At 68.4% G+C, this 20,093-nt stretch carries 15 protein-coding genes and 2 pseudogenes; 8 read left to right on the forward strand and 9 right to left on the reverse strand.

All coding sequences use genetic code 11. The annotated features are described in order from the left end of the window. Nucleotides 1-749, reverse strand: a 749-nt coding sequence (locus ACWC1K_RS29585) for a glycoside hydrolase 43 family protein (protein ID WP_450835817.1), incomplete at its 3' end; no start/stop codon positions are given. 254 nt (nt 750-1,003) lie between these two features. Then, on the reverse strand, nt 1,004-1,321 hold the full coding sequence (locus tag ACWC1K_RS29590; RefSeq protein WP_450835819.1) for a hypothetical protein: 318 nt from the start codon (nt 1,319-1,321) through the stop codon (nt 1,004-1,006). Between the two features lie 924 nt (nt 1,322-2,245). On the opposite strand from ACWC1K_RS29590, the gene ACWC1K_RS29595 reads away from it, so the two are divergent. Then, nucleotides 2,246-4,468, forward strand: a complete 2,223-nt coding sequence (locus tag ACWC1K_RS29595) for an alpha-L-fucosidase (RefSeq protein WP_450835821.1) — start codon at nt 2,246-2,248, stop codon at nt 4,466-4,468. Nucleotides 4,469-4,807: 339 nt separating this feature from the next. On the opposite strand, the gene ACWC1K_RS29600 is transcribed toward ACWC1K_RS29595, so the two are convergent. Further along, nucleotides 4,808-5,740 carry an LLM class flavin-dependent oxidoreductase gene (locus tag ACWC1K_RS29600; protein ID WP_450835823.1) on the reverse strand — a complete coding sequence of 311 codons (933 nt, stop codon included), beginning with the start codon at nt 5,738-5,740 and terminating at the stop codon, nt 4,808-4,810. A 109-nt stretch (nt 5,741-5,849) separates the two neighbouring features. Here ACWC1K_RS29600 and ACWC1K_RS29605 point away from each other — a divergent pair, with 109 nt between their 5' ends. The 4 genes and pseudogenes from ACWC1K_RS29605 to ACWC1K_RS29620 form a co-directional block, all read left to right on the forward strand. Beyond that, nucleotides 5,850-6,311 (forward strand): MarR family winged helix-turn-helix transcriptional regulator, encoded by a 462-nt coding sequence (locus ACWC1K_RS29605; protein WP_450835825.1) that lies wholly within the window; start codon nt 5,850-5,852, stop codon nt 6,309-6,311. Between the two features lie 59 nt (nt 6,312-6,370). Next, on the forward strand, nt 6,371-6,970 hold the full coding sequence (locus ACWC1K_RS29610) for an aldehyde dehydrogenase family protein (RefSeq protein WP_450835827.1): 600 nt from the start codon (nt 6,371-6,373) through the stop codon (nt 6,968-6,970). 188 nt (nt 6,971-7,158) lie between these two features. Beyond that, on the forward strand, nt 7,159-8,694 hold the full coding sequence (locus ACWC1K_RS29615) for an NCS1 family nucleobase:cation symporter-1 (RefSeq protein ID WP_450835829.1): 1,536 nt from the start codon (nt 7,159-7,161) through the stop codon (nt 8,692-8,694). Nucleotides 8,695-8,842: 148 nt separating this feature from the next. Beyond that, nucleotides 8,843-9,175, forward strand: a pseudogene (locus ACWC1K_RS29620) (replication-relaxation family protein); the annotation flags it as partial. Between the two features lie 105 nt (nt 9,176-9,280). Here the strand turns inward: ACWC1K_RS29620 and ACWC1K_RS29625 are convergent. Beyond that, entirely contained in the window at nt 9,281-9,424 is a 144-nt protein-coding gene (locus tag ACWC1K_RS29625; RefSeq protein ID WP_450835831.1) for a transposase, read from the reverse strand. Nucleotides 9,425-10,089: 665 nt separating this feature from the next. Here ACWC1K_RS29625 and ACWC1K_RS29630 point away from each other — a divergent pair. Continuing rightward, nucleotides 10,090-12,309: a WD40 repeat domain-containing protein gene (locus tag ACWC1K_RS29630; protein WP_450835833.1), complete on the forward strand. Its 2,220-nt coding sequence runs from the start codon at nt 10,090-10,092 to the stop codon at nt 12,307-12,309. 216 nt (nt 12,310-12,525) lie between these two features. On the opposite strand, the gene ACWC1K_RS29635 is transcribed toward ACWC1K_RS29630, so the two are convergent. Both ACWC1K_RS29635 and ACWC1K_RS29640 read right to left on the reverse strand, forming a co-directional pair. Further along, a complete protein-coding gene (locus ACWC1K_RS29635) occupies nt 12,526-13,053 on the reverse strand; it encodes an alpha/beta hydrolase fold domain-containing protein (protein ID WP_450835835.1) in 528 nt (175 codons plus the stop codon). Between the two features lie 524 nt (nt 13,054-13,577). Then, a complete protein-coding gene (locus tag ACWC1K_RS29640) occupies nt 13,578-14,381 on the reverse strand; it encodes an SDR family NAD(P)-dependent oxidoreductase (protein ID WP_450835836.1) in 804 nt (267 codons plus the stop codon). Between the two features lie 85 nt (nt 14,382-14,466). On the opposite strand from ACWC1K_RS29640, the gene ACWC1K_RS29645 reads away from it, so the two are divergent. After that, nucleotides 14,467-15,318 carry a helix-turn-helix transcriptional regulator gene (locus ACWC1K_RS29645; RefSeq protein WP_450835838.1) on the forward strand — a complete coding sequence of 284 codons (852 nt, stop codon included), beginning with the start codon at nt 14,467-14,469 and terminating at the stop codon, nt 15,316-15,318. Nucleotides 15,319-15,777: 459 nt separating this feature from the next. Here ACWC1K_RS29645 and ACWC1K_RS29650 read toward each other — a convergent pair. From ACWC1K_RS29650 to ACWC1K_RS29660, 3 genes and pseudogenes are all read right to left on the reverse strand, one after another. Next, nucleotides 15,778-16,161: pseudogene (locus ACWC1K_RS29650) on the reverse strand (PLP-dependent transferase); the annotation flags it as partial. A gap of 425 nt (nt 16,162-16,586) precedes the next feature. After that, nucleotides 16,587-16,841, reverse strand: coding sequence for a pentapeptide repeat-containing protein (locus ACWC1K_RS29655; protein ID WP_450835840.1), 255 nt, complete (start codon nt 16,839-16,841; stop codon nt 16,587-16,589). Between the two features lie 343 nt (nt 16,842-17,184). Next, nucleotides 17,185-17,601 carry a hypothetical protein gene (locus tag ACWC1K_RS29660; protein WP_450835842.1) on the reverse strand — a complete coding sequence of 139 codons (417 nt, stop codon included), beginning with the start codon at nt 17,599-17,601 and terminating at the stop codon, nt 17,185-17,187. Nucleotides 17,602-18,115: 514 nt separating this feature from the next. Between ACWC1K_RS29660 and ACWC1K_RS29665 the strand changes: the two genes are divergently transcribed. Then, entirely contained in the window at nt 18,116-19,801 is a 1,686-nt protein-coding gene (locus ACWC1K_RS29665) for a ribonuclease J (RefSeq protein ID WP_450835844.1), read from the forward strand. The last annotated feature ends 292 nt before the right edge of the window (nt 19,802-20,093 follow it).

Here is a 20,093-nt window from a genome sequence, read left to right on the forward strand (position 1 = left end):
CGGTTCATCATCAGCACCCGGCCCTCGGACTTCACCTCGCTGTACAGGTGGTAGTAGAGGCCGTTGATCTTGTACAGCTTGTTGGCCTCGCTGCCCGACGACTGGTGGATGACCGTGGGCGAGCCGACCAGCGACTTGCCGTCTGCGGACAGCTTGAACAGGTTGATCTTGTAGCCGTCCGAGTAGTGCGAGGTGACCAGGTAGCCCTGTCCGTCGTCGTCCCAGAAGGGGCACGGGTCGTCCCAGCCGGAGGTCCGCCACACCGCCGTCAGCGGATCCCACGGCCCTTCCGGCGACGCGGCCGAGGTCATGAAGAAGCCCTCGTCAGGGGTGTTGAAGTACACCCAGTACCGGCCCGCGTGGAAGCGGATGGCCCCGGCCCACACACCACGGCCGTAGCGGTTCATCCGGTCCCAGTTCAGATCCGGTCCGATCTGGGTCACGTCACCGACCGCGCCGCCGAGCGTCCGCCAGTTGACCAGATCCTTCGAGTGCAGCACCGCAACGCCGGGCGAGTACCCGAACGTGCTGGTGATGCCGTAGTAGTCGTCGCCGACCCGGATGCAGTCCCAGTCGCTGAAATCGGCCGGGATGATGGGGTTGACGTAGGTGCCGTCGCCCTGGTCGCCCCACTTGCCTGCCGACAGTGCGGCTGCCGCTGCTCTGCCCGGTGACAGCAGGCCCGGCAGCAGGAGCGCCCCGGTGCCGACCGCAGCGAGTCGGCCGAGTTGTCGTCTGGTGATGTCCACAAGTCCCGTCCCTTGGTAGGCGTCATCACATATGCGGTGGTACTGCTCGATTCGCATGCGCGGTGATGGAGGTACGCGGTGGCGGCGCCGGTCCGGCTATGGCCGACACCGTCCCTCGCACCCCTTTGTCGCGCGGATCAGTCGACGTTGACCACCTTCCACGGCTGGCTGTCGGCGTTCGTGTCCGTCGTCTGGACGAGCTGAGGCGGCCGGGGGTCTGCCCCTCCTGTTGCTTCGGACGGTCGGTAAAGCGTTCATGTGACGGCTCCTGCGGAGTTGTCGGTCTGGTTGTGCGGATCGTGTTCGTTGCCCGGTCCCTGAGCGTCCGGCGGGCTCAGGGGCGTCGGCGGGCGGCGCAACTTCGCGGGGCGGGGTGACTTCCTGGCGGCAGAGGTGGCGTGGGCTTCCCCGTGACGGACACGGCGTTGCCGACGTAATCGCTCGGGCGGGCGGGCGACGAAGGGTGGTCCTGGCGCTGGCGGGACCGCCTGGATCGTGTCCTCCACCAGGTCGTTGAGCAGTGCGTTGCCGACGGCTGCCCCGTGGTGGTCGCCCTTGTCAATCAGCAGCATCGGGAACTCCCCCGCGAGTGCCGTCATCATGTGCCGCGGTCCGTCCGTCAGAAGCGGGGCGGTCGGCCGTGCCCGGCCGCAGGTCCGGCGCTGAACGCTCTCTTCGGGCCGGACGAAGGCATGTTGACGGTCATGAGCGACTCCACTGGGTTCACAGGTGCCCCCGAGCAGGTCGGAGACGGCGGCTTGGATGGGCAGACGCCGACCGTCCCTGGTAGGCGTCGGCCACTTAAGGCGGCTTGTATGTCACGGACGTGGAAGAAATTAGCCGTCTTATCAAGGGGTTCGTCAAGGGTGCGTACGGCGTTCTTTTGGTCCCTGGTGCAATGGCGAAGCACTCATGCGTAATTACGGCTGCTATAGGGCATTTGCGTGCTTGAGTATCCAGAGCTCGTATGGTGGACCTTGGCAAAATGAGTACGACTTATTGCCCCCCGAGACGCGCTGCACCCTGGCACCGCAGAGCACTTCCGCCCCCGCGCACGCCCCGGCAGCCGCCCGCACCTATACCGAATTGCGCCGCAAGACGGAGGCGCCGACGAATGACCCGCAGACATTCCATGTCTACTCAGGGAGCAAGGGCCTGATAACCATGGATAACGGAAAAAAGGACCAGCCATAAGGCGGTTTTCATCCCTGCACACCCGTTGACATAGGCATGGCGCGTGCCGCAACTTCATGCGTGACATCACGCACACGCTGCGCAAGGTTCCCCGAGAGGCTCGGGGCGCCTAAAGAGTCATGCGGCGGTGCTGCCGTACGGGAACGGAGTGGGGACATGCCGTCGGGACGCTGCTCCACCGCGAGTTCCCTGAAGTCCGCAGGCTCCGCCGCCGTTCGCAGCCGGTGACGCGCTTCTCGCCGACAGAAGTGCCGCCGACCACCGGTTTGGTTTCCCATCACAGCTCTGACGGAGGTACCACCATGATCAGCAGACGCCAGTTCCTGGCGAGCGCCACGGGTGTCGCGGCGGCGGCGGCCGCGGGCAACGTCCTCGCCGCCGGCACCGCCCGCGCCGCGACCACGTACACCCCCACGTGGGCCTCGGTCGATCAGCACAACGCTGCTCCCGAGTGGTTCAAGGACGCCAAGTTCGGTATCTACTACCACTGGGGCGTGTTCAGCGTCCCCGCCTATGACAGCGAGTGGTACCCGCGCAACATGTACATCAGCGGGAGCAAGGCCAACACCCACCACATCGCCACGTACGGCGACCCGGCTGCGTGGCCGTACCACAACTTCATCAACGGCGCGAACGACCTGAACGGCAACTTCAACAAGTTCGCCCCGAAGTTGAAGTCCTCGGGCGGAAATTTCGATCCGGACGAGTGGGCGCAGCTGTTCGTCGACGCCGGTGCCCGGTTCGCGGGCCCGGTCGCCGAGCACCACGACGGGTTCTCCATGTGGAACAGCTCGGCCAACGAGTGGAATTCGGCCGCGAAGGGCCCCCGGCTCAACCTGCTCCAGTTGTTCACCGACTCCATCCGCGCCAAGGGGCTGAAGCTCCTGGTGGCCATGCACCACGCGTTCAACTTCAACGGCTTCTACGACCACGCGCCCGCGCAGTCCGACCCGAGCCTGCAGAAGCTGTACGGGCAGTTGGGCACTACGGCCGAGAACCAGCTGTGGTACGACAAGCTCAAGGAGGTGATCGACCTCGCCAAGCCGGACATCATCTGGCAGGACTTCGACCTGAACAAGATCAACCAGACGCAGCAACTGAACTTCCTGTCGTACTACTACAACCAGGCCGAGGCGTGGGGTCGCGAAGTCGTCGCCACCTACAAGGACGGCTTCAACGGCCACGGCGAGGTCTTCGACTACGAGCGCGGCGGCCCCGGCGACATCACCGCCCCCTACTGGCTCACCGACGACAGCATCTCCAGCTCCAGCTGGTGCTATACGAACGGCATCGGCTACTACAGCATCCAGCAGATGCTGCACGCGCTGATCGACCGGGTCAGCAAGAACGGCAACATGCTGCTCAACATCGCCCCGATGGCGGACGGTACGATCCCCCAGGCCCAGAAGGACATCCTCCTCGGCATCGGCGACTACCTGCGCCGCTTCGGTGAGTCGGTGTACTCGACCCGGGCGTGGACCACGTACGGCGAAGGTCCCACGCAGATGGGCGGCGGCGCCTTCACCGCCCCGAAGGTCGGAACGGCGCAGGACATCCGCTTCACCCGGAGCAAGAACAACACCGTCCTCTACGCCACGGTCCTCGGCTGGCCGGGCAGCACTCTGAACATATCGACGCTCAACTCGGCCCGGATCAACGTCGGTTCCCTGACCTCGGCGCAGCTGCTGAACCCCACCGCCGGCACGTACACGAACCTGCCCACGCCGACGCAGGACTCGGCCGGGCTGCATGTGGCCCTGCCGTCGTCGGCGGCGCCGTTCTCCGCCCTGGCCTACGTCGTGAAGCTGACCTTCTCCGGCCCGATCCCGGCCCTGAAGCCGCTGTCCGGGGCCGTGGTCTACCAGGACGTCAACTATCTGGGCGGCTCCTCCGTGCTCCAGGTCGGCTCCTACACCGCCGACCAGTTGTCGCTCGCCGGCCTGGCCAGCCGCAGTCTGTCCTCGCTGAAGCTGGCCCCCGGCTACCAGATCATCGGCTACTCCGGTGACAACTTCACCGGCACCGCCTGGACCTTCACCGCCGACAACGCCGACCTGCGGGTCACCGGCAACAACGACGCCGTCGTGTCGATGCAGGTGCAGCTCAACCCCTCGGCGTGGTTCAAAATCACCAATGTCACCGACGGGCTGGTACTGGACAGCGGCGGGAACGTCCCCAGCGGCTCCAACCTCAAGCAGTGGACCTGGAACGGCAGCACCAACCTCCAGTGGCAGGCCGTCGAGCTCGGCACCGGCTACTACAAGCTGGTCAACCGTGCCAACGGCATGGTCGCCGACGGCGGCGGCGCCACCACGAACGGCTCCCCCGCCCTGGAAGCTCCTTGGGACGGCGGCACCAAGCAGCAATGGGCGCTCAGGTACCAGGGTGGCGGCAGGTACTGGATCGTCAACCGCGCCACCGGCCTCGTCCTCGACGGCGGCGGCAACGTGCCCTCGGGCTCCGTGACCAAGCAGTGGTCAGGGAACAGCAGCACCAACGTGCAGTGGACCTTCACCGCGGTCTGAGCGGGCGCGAGGAGCGGGGGCCGGGCAGCAGCCCCGGCCGCTGCCGACGAGAAGCGGCGGACTCCGATCATCCAATGCCAGCAGCCGGCCTCAGCCGAACACAGCCTCGAACGCCACCGGCGCACCTGCGCACCTGCAGGTCCACAGGGCGGGGCAACATCTGGCCCCCACCGGGGAATCCCAAACAACCGCCAACGGGGAGAACCAACGGCCGCGAGCGGGGAGTTCAAAGTGACCGTTGGCACAACTGCGTCCTCAGCGTTCGAGGGCGTCGGTCCGCTGTCAACGGTCGATCAGTCCAGGTGACGGCTCATCGGTTGCCCGGTACGACTGCGGCTTTCAGCGCCCGTCGTACTCCGCGCGTAGGGGCGTGATGATTTCTTCGACGAGCCAATGTGCGACTTGGAGGGGGTAGGGGGTTCGCAGGCTCAGCACGATGTGCGTCAGGCCGGCATCCATGAGATCCCGGATGGCCTTGCGGTCACCGGCTGGGTCGTCGTAGGAGACGATGTACTGCACGGAGCGGTTGATCGTCTGTGGGTCCCGGCCGGCAGCCACGCAGTGCGCGTCCAGGACGCGGCTGCGTTGGGTGATGTAGTCGAGGGTGTTGTGCGGCGGGCCGGGGATGTTCCAGATGTCCGCGTGTTCGGCGACCAGACGAAGGGTTCTGGTTCCCCATCCGCCGATCAGCAATGGCGGGCCTGGTTGCTGGACGGGCTTGGGTTCGTTGCGATTGCCCTTCAGCGTGTAGTACTGGCCGTGGAAGTCGAAGACATCCTCCGTCCACATGTGCTGGAGGATGGTGATGGTCTCGGCCAGGCGGGCGATGCCTTCGGCAGGCGGGACCAGGGTCAGGCCGTAGGCGTCGTACTCCGCGACGGCGGGGTTCTCGCCGGTGATGCCACCGGCGTTGGGTGGCTGGTGGGTGCCGCCCACTCCGAGGCCCATGACCAGGCGGCCACGGGAGATCACATCCACCGTCGTGGCGATCTTGCCCAGGACGGCGGGCTGGCGGATGCGATTGCTGGTCACGAGCAGTCCCAGCCGAAGCCGTTGGGTCTGTGCGGCCAAGGCGCTCAGGAGCGTCCACCCTTCGAGAATCTGCCCGTCCTTGGGGCCTGCGATCGGCATCAGGTGGTCCCACAGCCATGCGTCCGCGATCTCCGGCAAGGCGTCGGCCTCCTGCCACACTCGGAGGATTTCCTCGTAGGAGGCGCGCATCGGGGTGGTCTTGATGCCGAACGTCACTCGGTGCTGAATCTGGTCGGTCATGGTGCACACGCACCCTTCGGCTCGACGTGTCGCCGCCGATGACGGCAATACTGTCACCATAGATGATCGTCAGTAAGGCTGACGATCAGACTCGCGATACGATGCGGGCATGACGGATGACGCAGCCTCCGAGGCCCTCGCCTCCCGCCTTGGCTATCTGCTCAAGCACGTGCAGCTGCGGCTGGCTGAGGCGTCCACGCCGGCGCTGGCGCCGTTCGGCATCGACGGCCGCGAGCTGGCGGTCCTGGCCGTGCTCGCGGCGGAATACCCGCTGTCCCAGCTGGAGGCGGCGGGCAGGCTCGGCGTCGACCGCACGACGATGGTGGCGCTCGTCGATGCCCTGGAGGAGAAGGGGCTCGTCGAGCGCCACCGCAGCTCCCAGGACCGGCGCAAGAACACCGTGCAGCTGACCCCAACGGGTCAGGACACCTTGCGCAAGGCCGAGCACGCCCGCGAAGAGATGGAACGTCAGTTCCTCGCCCCGCTCTCCCCCTCGGACGCAAACCAATTGGTCCGAGCCCTGCAGATCCTCGTCACCGCCCCGAAGACCTCGACTGACGACCGGGAATGAGAAGCCCTGTCCCCCAGCGGGGGCAGCGACCCGTGAAGGCCCCCCAGATTCTGTGAGTTGTGAAGCGAACCTGGGCCCGTGCGGCCTGTTCCCAGCGGATCGGCGGCACCGAAGGGCAGGTCCGCCGCCCGTGTGCGGGCTACCCCGGTGCCGTAAGGCGTTCGTATCAGGCGAAAAGAAGCAGGACCGAGCCGCTGGGCGGAGGAACCTACCCCGACCATGCCCGCTGGACCGGATTCGTCATGGCGACGGTCGCCGCGGGCGCGGCCGAAGAGGCCCGTCGGGCGGTGGAGGCGGCCCAGCCGGCCTTCGCCGGGTGGGCCGAGGCGCTCCCGGTCGAGCGGCAGCGGGTCCTGCTGCGCGCGGGTGACATCCTCGACCGCCGCCGCGAGGAGGTCATCGGCCTGCGGACGAGGGAGACGGGGTGCGGCCACCACTACGCGACGGTCCAGGTGGACTTCAGCGTCTCGTTGCTCCGCCAGAGCGCCGGGCTCCCCTACACCTCGGTCGGACAGGTGCTGCCCTTGGACCTCCCGACACCCGGGCGCTCACGGTCCGTCAGCCGGTCGGTGTGGTCGCGGCCATCGCTCCATGGGGTACGTCCTCCTTGCGCCCGCACCGAGCCGAGTGACCGTCGTCACCGCCGCCCCCGAGAGTGAGGGGGGTGCGGTCGGCGACCAGACCCTGCGTGATGGGTCGCGCAAGGCCGGAACTGGAAAGTATTTTCCGTTGACGAGTCCGTTACTTGCCGGGCATTCGGGTGCAATACACAGGCCGTTGTCTGACGCATCAACCATCCGGTGCGATGCCGGAGGCAGATGTCGCAGCCAGCACCAAGGAGCACCACATGACGGCGACGGACAGCGCGGACGCGGACAGAACTGTCACCCCGCCGGGGTATTCCCCCCGTCTGTACAACGAGGATCTCGCCCCGGCCACCGAACGCAAGTGGGGCGCCTTCAGCATCTTCAACGTCTGGACCTCGGACGTACACAGTCTGTACGGCTACTTCCTGGCCGCCAGTCTGTTCCTCGTCGCGGGCAACACCCTCAAGTTCCTCATCGGTATCGCCGTGGGCTCGCTGGTCATCTACTGGCTGATGACCCTCATGGGCAGGGCGGGCGTCAAGACCGGCGTCCCCTATCCCGTCCTCGCCCGCGCCTCGTTCGGCACCTTCGGCGCCAACGTGCCGGCGCTCGCCCGAGCCGTGGTCGCCACCTTCTGGTACGGCGCCCAGACCAGCGCGGCGGCCGGCGCCATCGTCGCCTTCCTCGTCCGCTACGACGGCCCGAGGCACCTGCACGAGACCACTCATCTCTTCGACCACAGCGGCCTCGAAGTGCTGTGCTACCTCGGCGTCTGGGCCGCCCAGCTGCTCATCATCAGCAAGGGCATGGAGACGGTGCGCCGTTTCCAGGACTTCGCCGGACCCGCGGTCTGGCTGATGATGCTGGTGCTGGCGATCGCGCTGTCCGTGAAGGCCGGCGCGCTGTCCTTCACGGTCGACATGCCGGCCAAGGACCTGGGCGCACTCGCCAAGAGCGCCACCGGACTCGACGTCAGCCCCGGCTCGTTCGCCGCGATCGCCGCGATCGCCGCCACCTGGGTCACCTACTTCGCGGCCCTGTTCCTCAACTTCGGTGACTTCGCCCGCTTCACCCCCGACGTGAAGACCCTGAAGAAGGGCAACGTCTGGGGTCTGCCCGTCAACCTGATCCTCTTCTCCCTCGTCGCGGCGATCACCACGGCCGCCGCCAGCAAGGTGTACGGGGAGGTCATCCTCGAACCGGCCAAGATATCCGCCAAGTTCGACAGCACGGCCCTCGTCCTGCTCGCCGCCCTGACCTTCGCCGTCGCCACGCTCGGCATCAATGTCGTCGCCAACTTCGTCAGCCCCGCCTTCGACTTCGCCAACGTGGCACCGAAGTACGTGACCTTCCGACGCGGCGGCCTCATTGCCGCCGTCATCGCGCTGCTGCTCTACCCGCTGCACCCCTGGGACAACGCCCCCAGCTTCGTCAACGCCATCGGCTCGACGATGGGCCCGCTCTTCGGCGTGCTCGTCGTCGACTACTACCTCATCAGGAAGACCCAGCTGAACGTGCCCGCGCTGTACCAGGAGGACGGGGAGTTCCGCTTCCAGGGCGGCTGGAACGTCCGGGCGCTCGTGGCCGCCGCGGTGGGCTCGGTCTTCTCCAGCATCCTGCCCGTCTACGGCCCGTCCGGATACGGGGCCAACCTGGGCCCGTACTCCTGGTTCATCGGCGTCGCCGTCGCCGGAGTGATCTACCTCGCCCTCAGCAGGGGCAGGAGCCCGCTCACCGCCCGAACCCCCGACGCTCCGGCCGCGCAGGGACAGACGGAGGCTGCCACCGGATCGTAGACAACGCGGGCAGAACACACCATGCGGCGAGGAGCGACCGGTGCGGCACACTGGTCGCGCCTCGCCACCTTCCCCGTCCGTCAGCAGCCGCACCCTGCCGCGGCGGCGGTAGTGGCCGAGCCGGCGGACTCGTGGTCCAGGAGGATGCGGCCGCTCCCGCACACACGCCTGGTACCTCACCCCCGACGGCGCACGCATCACCCACGACCTGCCCCCACTGCGCGGCCGACCGCCCTACCCCATCACCTCCACCACCGCGGCATCCCTGAAATCGCCGCACACCCTCACCGTCGTCCGCGCCCACCTCACCTTCGCCGCAGACGCCCGCCGACACGGACACGAACACGGCCCCTACGCCTTGCCCCCGAAGTCGCCCACCCCATCGACGACAGCGAACGACTCGTCGCCGACGCCGTCCTGCACCACACCCTCGTCAACAACGAACCGCCGGAAACTACGCGCGTTCGTGGATGGGGATCGCCGACCTGAGGGATCTGGAAGTCGATTCTGTCCGTCAGCTCGACTCCGCAGCCATTCCCGGCCCGGATGTTGGCCTTGAGCGTGGTGTACGAAGTGGCATCGCCCGTCACTTGATGCCGTTGTCGACGAGATAGCGCACCGCGTCGATCATCTGCCGGTGGCAGTAGCCCTCCGGCCGACCACCACGGCCCGCCAGCCGGCCCGGAACCGGCATCAGTATCTTCGCCACAGCCCACTCGGCGTTGCTCATGTCCGAGTCGTATCGGGGCGGGCGATCCGGCCGGTCGCACGCGTTCGCGAACCTGTGGGCGAGGCAGTCACACGCAGGAGTGGACGAACCGAACCCGGGCAACCGCGACCGCACGACACTTCGACATTTCGACACTTCGACACTTCGACAACGGGGCCTCTTGATTCTCGCTGGACTCGACATCTGCGAGCTACTGAGAGGCCCCTCTTCCATGCCCCGACATCGGCCAACTCACCCGATCCAGGACTCTGTTCGAACCCTGTCGATCACGCGAGCGGATAGAGAACAGAACAGACAGTCAGGGGCTGGGCTTCGGCTCGGGGCTCGGGTATGACCTGCTGGCGCTCCTTTGCGGCTGGTGTCCGAGCTAGGACTGCTGGGCCTGCCGACGGGACACCGGCAGCGGCACTGTGGCGCCAGTCCGAAGGATGTCCTCTTGTAGGATCGTTGAACGATCCATACCGTGTGCGGGAGATGCCTCGTGCGGCGGCTGCCGCGGACCACGGAGGGGCACGTCGAGGACGGAGACGGCCATGGGCGCGGGCGAAGAGAGCGACGTTTCGCGGTGCGGCTCGGGTCAACAGCCCTCCACTGCAAGGACGTTGGTCCGGAGATTGGGTCCGGTTGCGGCAAGCGTCGGGGGAGCATGCGGGCTGTGGGCGGTCATGCGCCTGATCGCGCGTACCTCCTTCTTCAGGGCCGCCCCATGGGTGGACTTCCTGTGCGTGCTGGTGCTTCTGCTCGCCTGTTTGCTTACGGGTGTCTGCCGCTTCCTGGGCTTCCGGTGGGTCCTGGGTGTGCTGTGCCTCCTTGGCATGCTGGTCCTGCAGCGGTCCGAGCTGAACCAGCAGGCGCTGCACCAGCACGGGCGCACCGAACACGTCAGGGTCCTGCGGGTCCAGGAGGCCGAGGACGGTATGGCTGGTGAGGGCTTTGACTTCTACACCGTGGCCGTTCTCGACGGTTCCCCGCAGGCTCCGATACGGGGCGGCTCCGTCAGCTGGCACTGGGCGGACAGCGGCATCTACACGGTGACTGTCGATCCGCAGGGGCTGGCCCCGGCCGAGCGGGGAGGCGCTCCCGGCCCTCCGGTGGTCCAACGGTTCCTGCAGATCGCGCTTGGGTTCGGCCTGGCCTGCGTCCTGTGGCGACCCGCGCATCTCCTCCTGCGCCGCAAGCGCGTGGCCGGGCCGGGACCGTCCGATGAGCTGGGCGTCGACGGTCCCGACGCTGGATCTGCTGGTGTGGAGGAGGAGTTGCCCGATCCTGTGTTCCTGGTGAACGCCGATCCGGAGGGGGTGCTTGAACTGCTGGCAACGGCCCCCTGGCCCGCAGGGGGGTTGGAGGGGGCGGTGTACCGGGCATCGGCTCATCTGCACCGGCATGCGGATACGGGGGTGCGTCGGCAGATGCTGGCGCTGGACGCCGCCCGCTACGGGGACCTGGGCCTGTCGGCGCGGATCACCGCCGTGCCGGTCGGCGGCGGTGCCGACCGGCGATGGGGGGTGGACTGGGCCACCGGCAGCACGGTCGACCACCGGTTCCGGCAGGCCCTCATCGGCCACACCGAGCGGGTGCGCGGGGTGGCGACGGGGATGGTGGACGGCCGCTCGGTCGCCGTCACCTTCAGCAGCGAGGACCGCACGGTAAGGGTGTGGGACCTGGCCTCCGGCCGCCCGCTCGGCGAACCGCTCACCGGCTACGACGGCGAGGTCTGTGCAGTGGCGACGGGGGTGGTGGACGGCCGCCCGGTTGTCGTCGGCGGCTGCGGGGACGGCGCCGTGCGGGTCTGGGACCTGCCCACCGGCCGACCCGTCGGCCACCCCCTCGCCGGCCACACCGAAGTTGTCACAGCGGTGGCGACGGCAATGCTGGACGGCCGCCCGCTCGGCGTGAGCGGCAGCCGGGACGGGACAGTACGGATGTGGGACCTGGCGACTGGTCAGCCCGTCGGAAAGCCCCTCACCGGCCACAACGGCCCGGTGCAGGCGCTGGCGACGGAGGTCATGGACGGTCGCCCGGTCGCCGTCGTCGGCAATGGGGACGGGACGGTGCGGGTGTGGGACCTGGCCACCGGCCGCCCGGTCGGCGAACCCCTCACCGGACACACCGACGAGGTGCGAGCCGTAGCGACCGCAGTGGTGGACGGTCGCCCGGTCGCCATCACCGGCAGCCCGGACAAGACCGTGCGGAGGTGGGACCTGATGACCGGCCGGCCCGTCGGAGTACCCCTCACCGGCGCCGCCGAAGGGGTGTACGCCCTGGCGACAGGATCGGTGCAGGACCGCCCGGTCGCGGTCGGCGGCAGCGGGGACGGGATGGTACGGGTGTGGGACCTGGCCACCGGCCGCCCGATCGGCGAACCCCTCACCGGCCACTACGGCCTGGTGAGCTCGGTGGCCACTGCGGTGGTGGAAGGCCGCCCGGTCGCGGTCACCGGCAGTTGGGACACCACAGTGCGGATCTGGGACCTGGCTACCGGCCGCCAGATCGGCGAACCCCTCACCGGCCGCATCGGCCTGGTGAAGGCAATGGGCGTGATGGTGGCGACCGCGGTGGTGGAAGGCCGCCCGGTCGCGGTCACCGGCAGTTGGGACACCACGGTGCGGATCTGGGACCTGAGCACCGGCGGCCCGATCGGCGAACCCCTCACCGGCCACATCGACCAGGTGCGAGCTGTGGCGACGGGAGTGGTGGACGGCCGTCCAATCGCCGTCAGCGGCAGCCAGGACGGGATGGTGCACCTATGGGACCTGCCCTCCGGGCGGCCCGCCGGGCAGTGGGTGTTCCCCGGGCCGGTCCGTGCGGTGGAGGTCTCCCCGGACGGCCGACTGGTGGTGGGCTTCGGCTGGGAAGTCGCGGTCCTGGCCCCACCCCGCCCCTGAGGACGGTCCGGCAACGGCACGGGACTTGCCCGAGCTGCCCGACACGGCGGTCTGACGTTCCCATTGCTCGCCACCACCCGCCTGTTCACGGCCACCAGCGCGGAGCTGGAGCAGGCGGCCGCCGAGGACCGGGGTCCATCATCCCAGCCGCGGCCGCAGCGGAGCCCGCACCATGGGCCGTCAGTGAGGCAGATGAGGCGGAGCAATCCCTGATGCCTAGGTCTCCAGAAGACCCATCTGAAGCATGTCTTCTCCGCTGTTGCGCTCAACCTCATTCGCCTCGATGCCTGGTGGAACGGCCAGCCGCTCGACCGCACCCCGCGTGAGCCACTTTGCCCGTCTCGACCTCTCCGTCGCCGCGTGACTGAATAAGCCAGCAGGATCGTCACCAGCCGCAAACGGTGATCTTGTGGGAGTGTCACCTGTGTGTGAGTCCAGGGGCCGTACAACTGCGCGGGGTGAAGCCCCGAGAGGTCGACGACCGTGGCCCGTACTCCATTGGACCTGGACGACCTGGACGATCTGGTCGGCCGCTGGACGGTGTTGAAGGGCGAGCAATGGCTCGCGCGGGCCGGCAGCGCGGTGGCGGCTGCCATTCCGGCGCCCCGCGCTCTCGCCGCCCACGGCGACACGTGTCGTGTCGATGCCCAGTTCGTCGGCGTGTTGCGCGGTCCACACCAGGGCGGCGTAGCAGTCTTCCACTCCGGCAGGGTAGGGATCTTCGGGTGCCAGCCGGTATTCCACGGATACGACCGTGCAGTCGAGGTCGAGCGCATACGTTCACACACGGGCCGGTCGGCATCGATGCCGCCGGAAATCATGCCTCCGCCGTGGAGCTACATGAGTGCGGGCAGCGCGCCGGTCGAGGAGCGGGGCTGGTACACGCGGACGAGCAGGTCCTCGCCTGTCGGCCCGTGGATCACGTGATCGTGGCGCGCCACTCGTTCGTCGTGAGGAACATCGGCGAGAAGCGCGGAGACAGCCGCGTTGCCCGAGCGTTTCGTAGAGGGCCAGTCCGTCCGTGAGCGCGGGGTCGACGCGGTCGGAGAACCTGGAGGGTCAGTTCATGGCCGGGCATGCCTCCTTTCTTGAAGTCTCGAAGGTGACGGTGTGGTTGGCCGTAAGAGCCGCCCGGCAGTGCCCGGCCCGGGGGCTGGGTCGCAGGTCTGCGCGTCGCGGAGCCCGCTGGGGTTGCTGGGCGGTCCTTACGGAGTGACGGCTCGGTGCCGTGAAGGTGGGCCTCGGCGGGTGGCGCTGAGCTGTCTTGGTCAGGCGCCGGCGCCGCCGTCGACCGGCAGCATCGCGCCGGTCACGTACGAGGCGCGGTCGCTGAGCAGCCACGCGGCCGCCTCGGCGATCTGCCGGGGCTCGCCCATCTGACCGAGCGGGATCGACTTGGTCATCTGCTCGACGATGCCGGGGGTCGCCGCCTCCCAGGTGGCGATCATCTCAGTGGAGGTGCCGCCGGGGGTGATGCCGTTGACCCGGATACGGTCACCGGCCCAGTTCACCGCGGCGGTCTCGGTGAGGCTGTTGAGCGCGCGCTTCATGGCGCCGTAGGCGGGCAGGGCCGGGTTCGCGCGGCGGCTGCCGATGCTGGAGGTGTTGACGATCGCCCCGCCGCCGTTCTTCCGCATGAGAGCGGCCTGGGCGTTCATGGCGGTCCAGTGCGCGCGGAAGTTCACCGCGAACTGCTCGTCGATGTCCTCGTCGCTGGTGGTGTGGACCGGGCCGAACTGCTGCTGGGGGACCGCGCCGTTGTTGAAGGCGCCATCCAGCCGTCCGTGCAGCTTTTCGACCTGGTCCACGGCGGCGCGGATGCTCGCGCTGTCGGCGAGGTCCATGGTGACGGCGTCGGCGGTACCGCCGTCGGCGCGGATCTCCTTCACGATGGTCTCCAGGGCGTCGGCGCTGCGGGCGGCGAGCACGACGGCGGCGCCCTCGGCGGCGAAGAGCCGGGCCGCGGCCGCCCCGATGCCACGGCTGGCGCCAGTAATGAAGACGACCTTGCCGGTGAGCAGGCCGACGGGTGCGATCTCAGCGGTGTTCGTGGTGTTCGTGCTGTTCGTCATGGCAACAGCGTCCGGTCGGCCGCCGACCGGATACAGGCACAACCAGTACTACGATCCGCCGCCGGGCGGCGCGCACACTGACCGTATGGACAGACAGGAGCTCGGGGCATTCCTTCGGAGCCGCCGCGAGCGGCTCCGCCCCCAGGACGTAGGCCTCCCCTCCGAGCCGCGACGCCGCACACCAGGTCTGCGCCGCGAGGAAGTGGCCGTCCTCGCGCACATCTCCACCGAGTACTACATCCGCCTCGAACAAGGCCGGGCGCCACGCCCCTCAGGCGACGTCCTGGCCGCGATCGCCGGCGCCCTGCGGCTCACCGACGCCGAGTCCGACCACCTCCACGTCCTCGCCGGCACCGCGCCGAACCGCACCGGACTGCACCGGCGCGACGTCCGCCCCAGCATCCTCGCGCTCCTCGAACGAATGCCCCAGACAGCCGGCTTCGTGATGTCCGCCGCGTGCGAGGTCCTCGCCTGGAACGACCTCGCGGCCGCCCTCATGGAGGACTTCGCCCCGCTCACCCCCAATGAGCGCAACCTCGCCCGCCGGGCCTTCCCCGGACCGCAATACGCCGATGAGACGCTCTACGGGATCTCCGACGCCGCCGACTTCCGGCTGGGCATCGTGATGCAGCTCCACACCACCCTCGCCCGCTACCCCACCGATCCCGCCGTGACCGGCCTCGTCGACGAACTGCGAGACACCAGCCCCGACTTCGCCCGGCTCTGGGAACGCCACGACGTACAGCCCGTACCGACGCTCACCAAGACCTTCCGCCACCCGACCGTCGGCGACGTCACCGTCGACTGCGACACCCTCACCCTCACCGACCGCGACCAGCACCTCGTGCTCTACAGCGCACCGCCTGGGTCCCCCGGCGCCGAGACGCTGGCTCTTCTGAACGTCCTCGGCGCCCGAGCGAGCGACTATCTGCACTAGCGCCACATCCGACCACGACGGACACCGCCGCCGACAGAGTGACGTACGGGGCGGGCATGGCGGAGTCCATCGGCATCAGGCGGCTTGTCCGAGATCGGCAAGGGTCAGGTCCCGCTCACGCACCGCGGTGAAGCCAACATCCAGCTTGCGGTCGTCCGCCTCGGGCTCGATTTCGAGTTCGTGCGTGCTGTACTCGCCGAACCGCTTGATGTGCTCGGTCAGGAACGGCGATGTCGAGGCTGGTCGGCTCCAGGACGAGACGTACGTCGACCGTGGCGCCGGTGTCGATGGCGGCGGGCTCGGCGGCCTGGCTGGTCTGTCCGGCGTTCGCGGGGTCGTCCGTCGGACCGGTGCCGCACGCCGTCGCGGCCAGGCCGGTCAGACCTGCGGTGACGGCGAGCCGGAAGGCGGTGGTGCGGCGCGTGGCTGATCGTGCTCCTTGGGTGCGCGCGGTGGGGTTCATACGGCGGCTGCGCGCAGGCCGGTTTCGAGGTCGGCGATCAGATCGTCGACGCCTTCCAGGCCGACCGACAGCCGCACCAGGCCGGGCGTGACCCCGGCCGCGGCCTGCTGACGGGCGTCCGGCTGGGCATGGGTGGTGGAGGCGGGGTGGATGACGAGACTGCGGACGTCGCCGATGTTGGCGAGATGGCTGAACAGCCGGACCCCTTCGACGAACCGTTGGCCCGCCTCCAGGCCGCCCGCCAGTTCGAAGGCGAGGACCGCGCCGGCGCCGCGCGGCAGATACCGTTTGGCCGGGACGTGCCAGGCGCTGGAGGACAGTCCGGGGTAGTGCACCCGCGAGACCTGCGGCTGCTGTTCCAGCCACTCGGCGAGCGTCAAGCGGTGCAGGTCAAAACGCGCATGGCAGCATAGGGGGTTGGTGATCGACACCAGAGGGATGGGATGGGAAAGCGCAAGGGCAAGCGCCGCTGGCGGCCGTTGAGCGCGCATGAACAAGAGATGCTGAGGCGTCGCGAGCAGCAAGGGGCGGAGTGGCGTCGTCGCTACCTGGACCACGATCGGCGTCTGCGGCGGCAGCAGGCGAAGCGGGTTTTCATGTGGAAGCTCGTGGGAGTCGCCGCAGGGGGCGTGCTTGCTGGCGTCATGCACGCTCTCGGACGCATATAAGGCCCCACCACGGCTACAGGTGCGGGACCTCACTGCGTTCGACGAGCTGGAGGCGTACGCCCGGCGACGTAGCCGAGTCGATGCAGTGACGGGTCGAGACACCTGCCCTGTTCTGACCCGGTGCTCGGATGCGCGAGTCAGACGCGCGCGGATCCTGATCGGTCGTCGGCCTGCTCGCCCCTCACGCGGTAGACCCCGGGGCTCACTTCGTCGGATTGTTCGGCGACGACCGGTGCCAGACGCTCGGGCCGGCTTGTGCACAAGTTCCAGGTCGCGCCCATGAGCAGAGCCATGTCCTGAGCACGATCGAGCCGTGCGCCGGGCAGGTTCGCGCGGTAGAGGTACGCGCCGGTCAGGTTCGCGTCGGACAGATCCGCGCCGAGGACGTCCACGCCGGACACCGGGCTGGCAGGGGGATGACATGGGCGAACGAGGAGTCTCCGGGCCGACGATCACCATGCGGGAGCCATTGGTGGTGCCGTTTCAAGGAGAGCTGGTGAACAGCTCGAACGCGTCGGGGTGGACGGAGTCGAAGTGGACCGATCCGGCGGAGCCAATGAGGCGGAACCCAAGTCACCCCGTCCAGCCGGGTCTCTCCCCTGCCCGGCCCTCCGCACCCACGTCCCGGCCGCTAGGACCTGCCCTGCGGCCGGTCATGCGGCCCATCCGAGCACCGGTCTGATCCGTTAGGCATGCCCAGTTCGGGCGTGCTCGGATGCTAGCGATTTACCTGTCCTACGGGCCGCCCCACAGGGGGCGGTCGTCGTCGGGGCGGCTGGTCTCTTTGAGTGTGGGGCCGAGGATGTGGTGCAGGTCCCACGTTGATGCCCCCTCACATACTGTCTCGCTGAATCGACCATCGTCCGTGAGGGTCAGGGTCGCGTAATAGCCCTGGGAGACTGGGTTGGTGACCTCCTCGTAGTAGAAGGTGATCGAGTCCTCGGGGTATTCGGCCATGACCGTGCGAATCAGGGGCGTGAGTCGGTCGTCGGCTTTGTCGTAGTCGGCGAACATGACGGCGAGCCGGCCCGGGGCCATGCGCCAGACGCGAAGCTGCAGGGCGCGTCCGGGCTCATCGGGAGGCCAAGGGTCCTCGACGCGGATCAGCTCGGGAGTTCCCGCAGTGGTGTCACGATCGTCCGCTTGGGTCACATCATCTCCAGTTCGGCCGGGCGGTAACGGGGTGGCGTCCGGGGCACGTGCTGCCTTCGCTTCTGCGTTTTGGCGGATTTGGACGATACGCCGCACGGGAGGGATATCGAACACTCTGACATTTCTGGGTGGTTGCCTGGCTGGGGCGTGAATGGGGTGTCCGATACCGGTGGATGTCCGGGCAGCGGCCTGGAGTGACGTCCGAGGAGGCCGCGGAGATCAGGCGGCTGCGGGCCGAGAACGCGGAGCCCACCCGTGCCCTGACTCGAACGTGGCACGTCACGTGCCCCGCGGACAGAACTTCGCATGCCACGACAGGGTGCACGAGATCTGCTCCAGCACCGGGCGAACGATTCGGCCACGGAAGGTGGTACCGCTTGCACCGCTCCCTGTCCCCGGTCGCCTGCGTGATCCGATGGTGCCGAGGCATGCTGCGGGTGCCCCGTTCCCTCGCGAAAAGGAGATCGCACAGGCAATGGATCACCCTGCCCCGCTCTCCGGGTACCGTCAGGGTATGAGTCATCCACACCCCGAGCTGAAAGCCGCCCCGCCCCTTCCCGAAGGGGGGCTGCGGGTCATCGCCCTGGGCGGCCTGGGTGAGATCGGCCGCAACATGACCGTCTTCGAGCACGCGGGCAAGTTGCTCATCGTCGACTGCGGCGTGCTGTTCCCCGAGGAGACCCAGCCCGGCGTGGACGTGATCCTGCCGGACTTCACCTCCATCCGGGACCGGCTGGACGACATCGTGGCCGTGGTCCTCACCCACGGCCACGAGGACCACATCGGCGGCGTGCCGTACCTGCTGCGCGAGCGGTCCGACATTCCCGTCGTCGGCTCCAAGCTGACGCTGGCGTTCCTTGAGGCCAAGCTCAAAGAGCACGGCATCCGGCCGCGCACCGTGCGGGTGCGGGAGGGCGACCGGCGCGGCTTCGGGCCCTTCGACTGCGAATTCGTGGCGGTCAACCACTCCATCCCCGACAGTCTCGCGGTCGCGATCCGCACCCGAGCCGGGATGGTGCTGCACACCGGTGACTTCAAGATGGACCAGTTCCCTCTCGACGACCGCATCACCGATCTGCGTGCCTTCGCCCGCCTCGGCGAGGAGGGCGTGGACCTGTTCCTCACCGACTCCACCAACGCCGAAGTACCCGGCTTCACCACCTCCGAGCGAGAGCTGAACCCGGCGATCGAGCAGGTGATGCGCACCGCGCCGCGCCGGGTCATCGTCTCCAGCTTCGCCAGCCATGTGCACCGCATCCAGCAGGTCCTGGACGCCGCCCACCAGCACGGCCGCAAGGTCGCCTTCGTCGGCCGCTCCATGGTCCGCAACATGGGCATCGCCCGTGACCTGGGCTATCTGAAGGTCCCCTCCGGTCTGGTCGTGAGCACGAAGGAGCTGGAGAAGCTCCCGGACCACAAGATCACTCTGGTGTGCACCGGCTCCCAGGGCGAACCGATGGCCGCGCTGTCACGGATGGCCAACCGCGACCACATGATCCGCATCGGCAAGGGCGACACCGTCCTGCTCGCAAGTTCCCTGATCCCCGGCAACGAGAACGCCATCTACCGAGTGATCAACGGACTCACCCGGTGGGGCGCCCACGTGGTCCACAAGGGCAACGCCAAGGTGCACGTCTCCGGGCACGCCAGCGCCGGCGAACTCGTCTACTGCTACAACATCGTCAAACCCCGCAACGTCATGCCGGTGCACGGGGAATGGCGCCACCTCCGAGCCAACGGCGACCTCGCCATCCGTACCGGTGTCGACCCCGAACGGGTCGTCATCGCCGAGGACGGCGTCGTCGTCGACCTGGTCGACGGGCGGGCGTCCATCACCGGCAAGGTCCCCGCCGGCAACGTCTACGTGGACGGCATGGAAGTCGGCGGCGCCACCGAAGCGTCCCTCAAGGACCGACTCACCCTCGCCGCCGAAGGCGTGGTCACAGTGGTGGCGATCGTCGACGCGGACACCGGCGCCCTCGCCGAGGCCCCCGACTTCCTGGCCCGCGGCTTCGTCCACGACGACGCCACCTTCGAGCCGGTCATCCCCGTCATCGAGAAGACCCTGGCCACCGCAGCCGAGGAAGGCGTCGGGGACGCGCGCCAACTCGAACAACTCGTCGCCCGCGCCGTGGCGAACTGGGCGTTCCGCACCTATCGCCGCAAGCCGCTCATCATCCCCGTCATCATCGATGCCTGAGCCGCGGCCCGGCAGCACGGTCCGCGGTTCCGGACGCGACCGTGCGTCCGGGGCCGGTCCGGCCTGTCGCCTTCAGGTGGCAACACCGCGAGCATCGAGGTCGGGCACGCCCTGACCGGACGGTGGCGAAGCCGCCTGGCTCGACGAGGCGGATCGCCTCGCCGTGGGCGGCCGGCGGGTCCGCGAGGGGGTCGGTGTTGCGGGCGACGGCCCTGTCGCCGCGCCCCAGGGCCGCCTGCTCAAAGTCGCGGCCGAAGGCGTGGGAGGAACCGGTGACAAGGTCGTAGTTGCC

This window comes from Streptomyces sp. NPDC001492 (assembly GCF_053597275.1).

Coding starts and splice junctions, on each gene's coding strand:
- ACWC1K_RS29590 (WP_450835819.1), bottom strand. CDS start 1,321: ATGCTGCTGATTGACAAGGGCGACCACCACGGGGCAGCCGTCGGCAAC.
- ACWC1K_RS29595 (WP_450835821.1), top strand. CDS start 2,246: ATGATCAGCAGACGCCAGTTCCTGGCGAGCGCCACGGGTGTCGCGGCG.
- ACWC1K_RS29600 (WP_450835823.1), bottom strand. CDS start 5,740: ATGACCGACCAGATTCAGCACCGAGTGACGTTCGGCATCAAGACCACC.
- ACWC1K_RS29605 (WP_450835825.1), top strand. CDS start 5,850: ATGACGGATGACGCAGCCTCCGAGGCCCTCGCCTCCCGCCTTGGCTAT.
- ACWC1K_RS29615 (WP_450835829.1), top strand. CDS start 7,159: ATGACGGCGACGGACAGCGCGGACGCGGACAGAACTGTCACCCCGCCG.
- ACWC1K_RS29625 (WP_450835831.1), bottom strand. CDS start 9,424: ATGAGCAACGCCGAGTGGGCTGTGGCGAAGATACTGATGCCGGTTCCG.
- ACWC1K_RS29630 (WP_450835833.1), top strand. CDS start 10,090: ATGCGCCTGATCGCGCGTACCTCCTTCTTCAGGGCCGCCCCATGGGTG.
- ACWC1K_RS29640 (WP_450835836.1), bottom strand. CDS start 14,381: ATGACGAACAGCACGAACACCACGAACACCGCTGAGATCGCACCCGTC.
- ACWC1K_RS29645 (WP_450835838.1), top strand. CDS start 14,467: ATGGACAGACAGGAGCTCGGGGCATTCCTTCGGAGCCGCCGCGAGCGG.
- ACWC1K_RS29665 (WP_450835844.1), top strand. CDS start 18,116: ATGAGTCATCCACACCCCGAGCTGAAAGCCGCCCCGCCCCTTCCCGAA.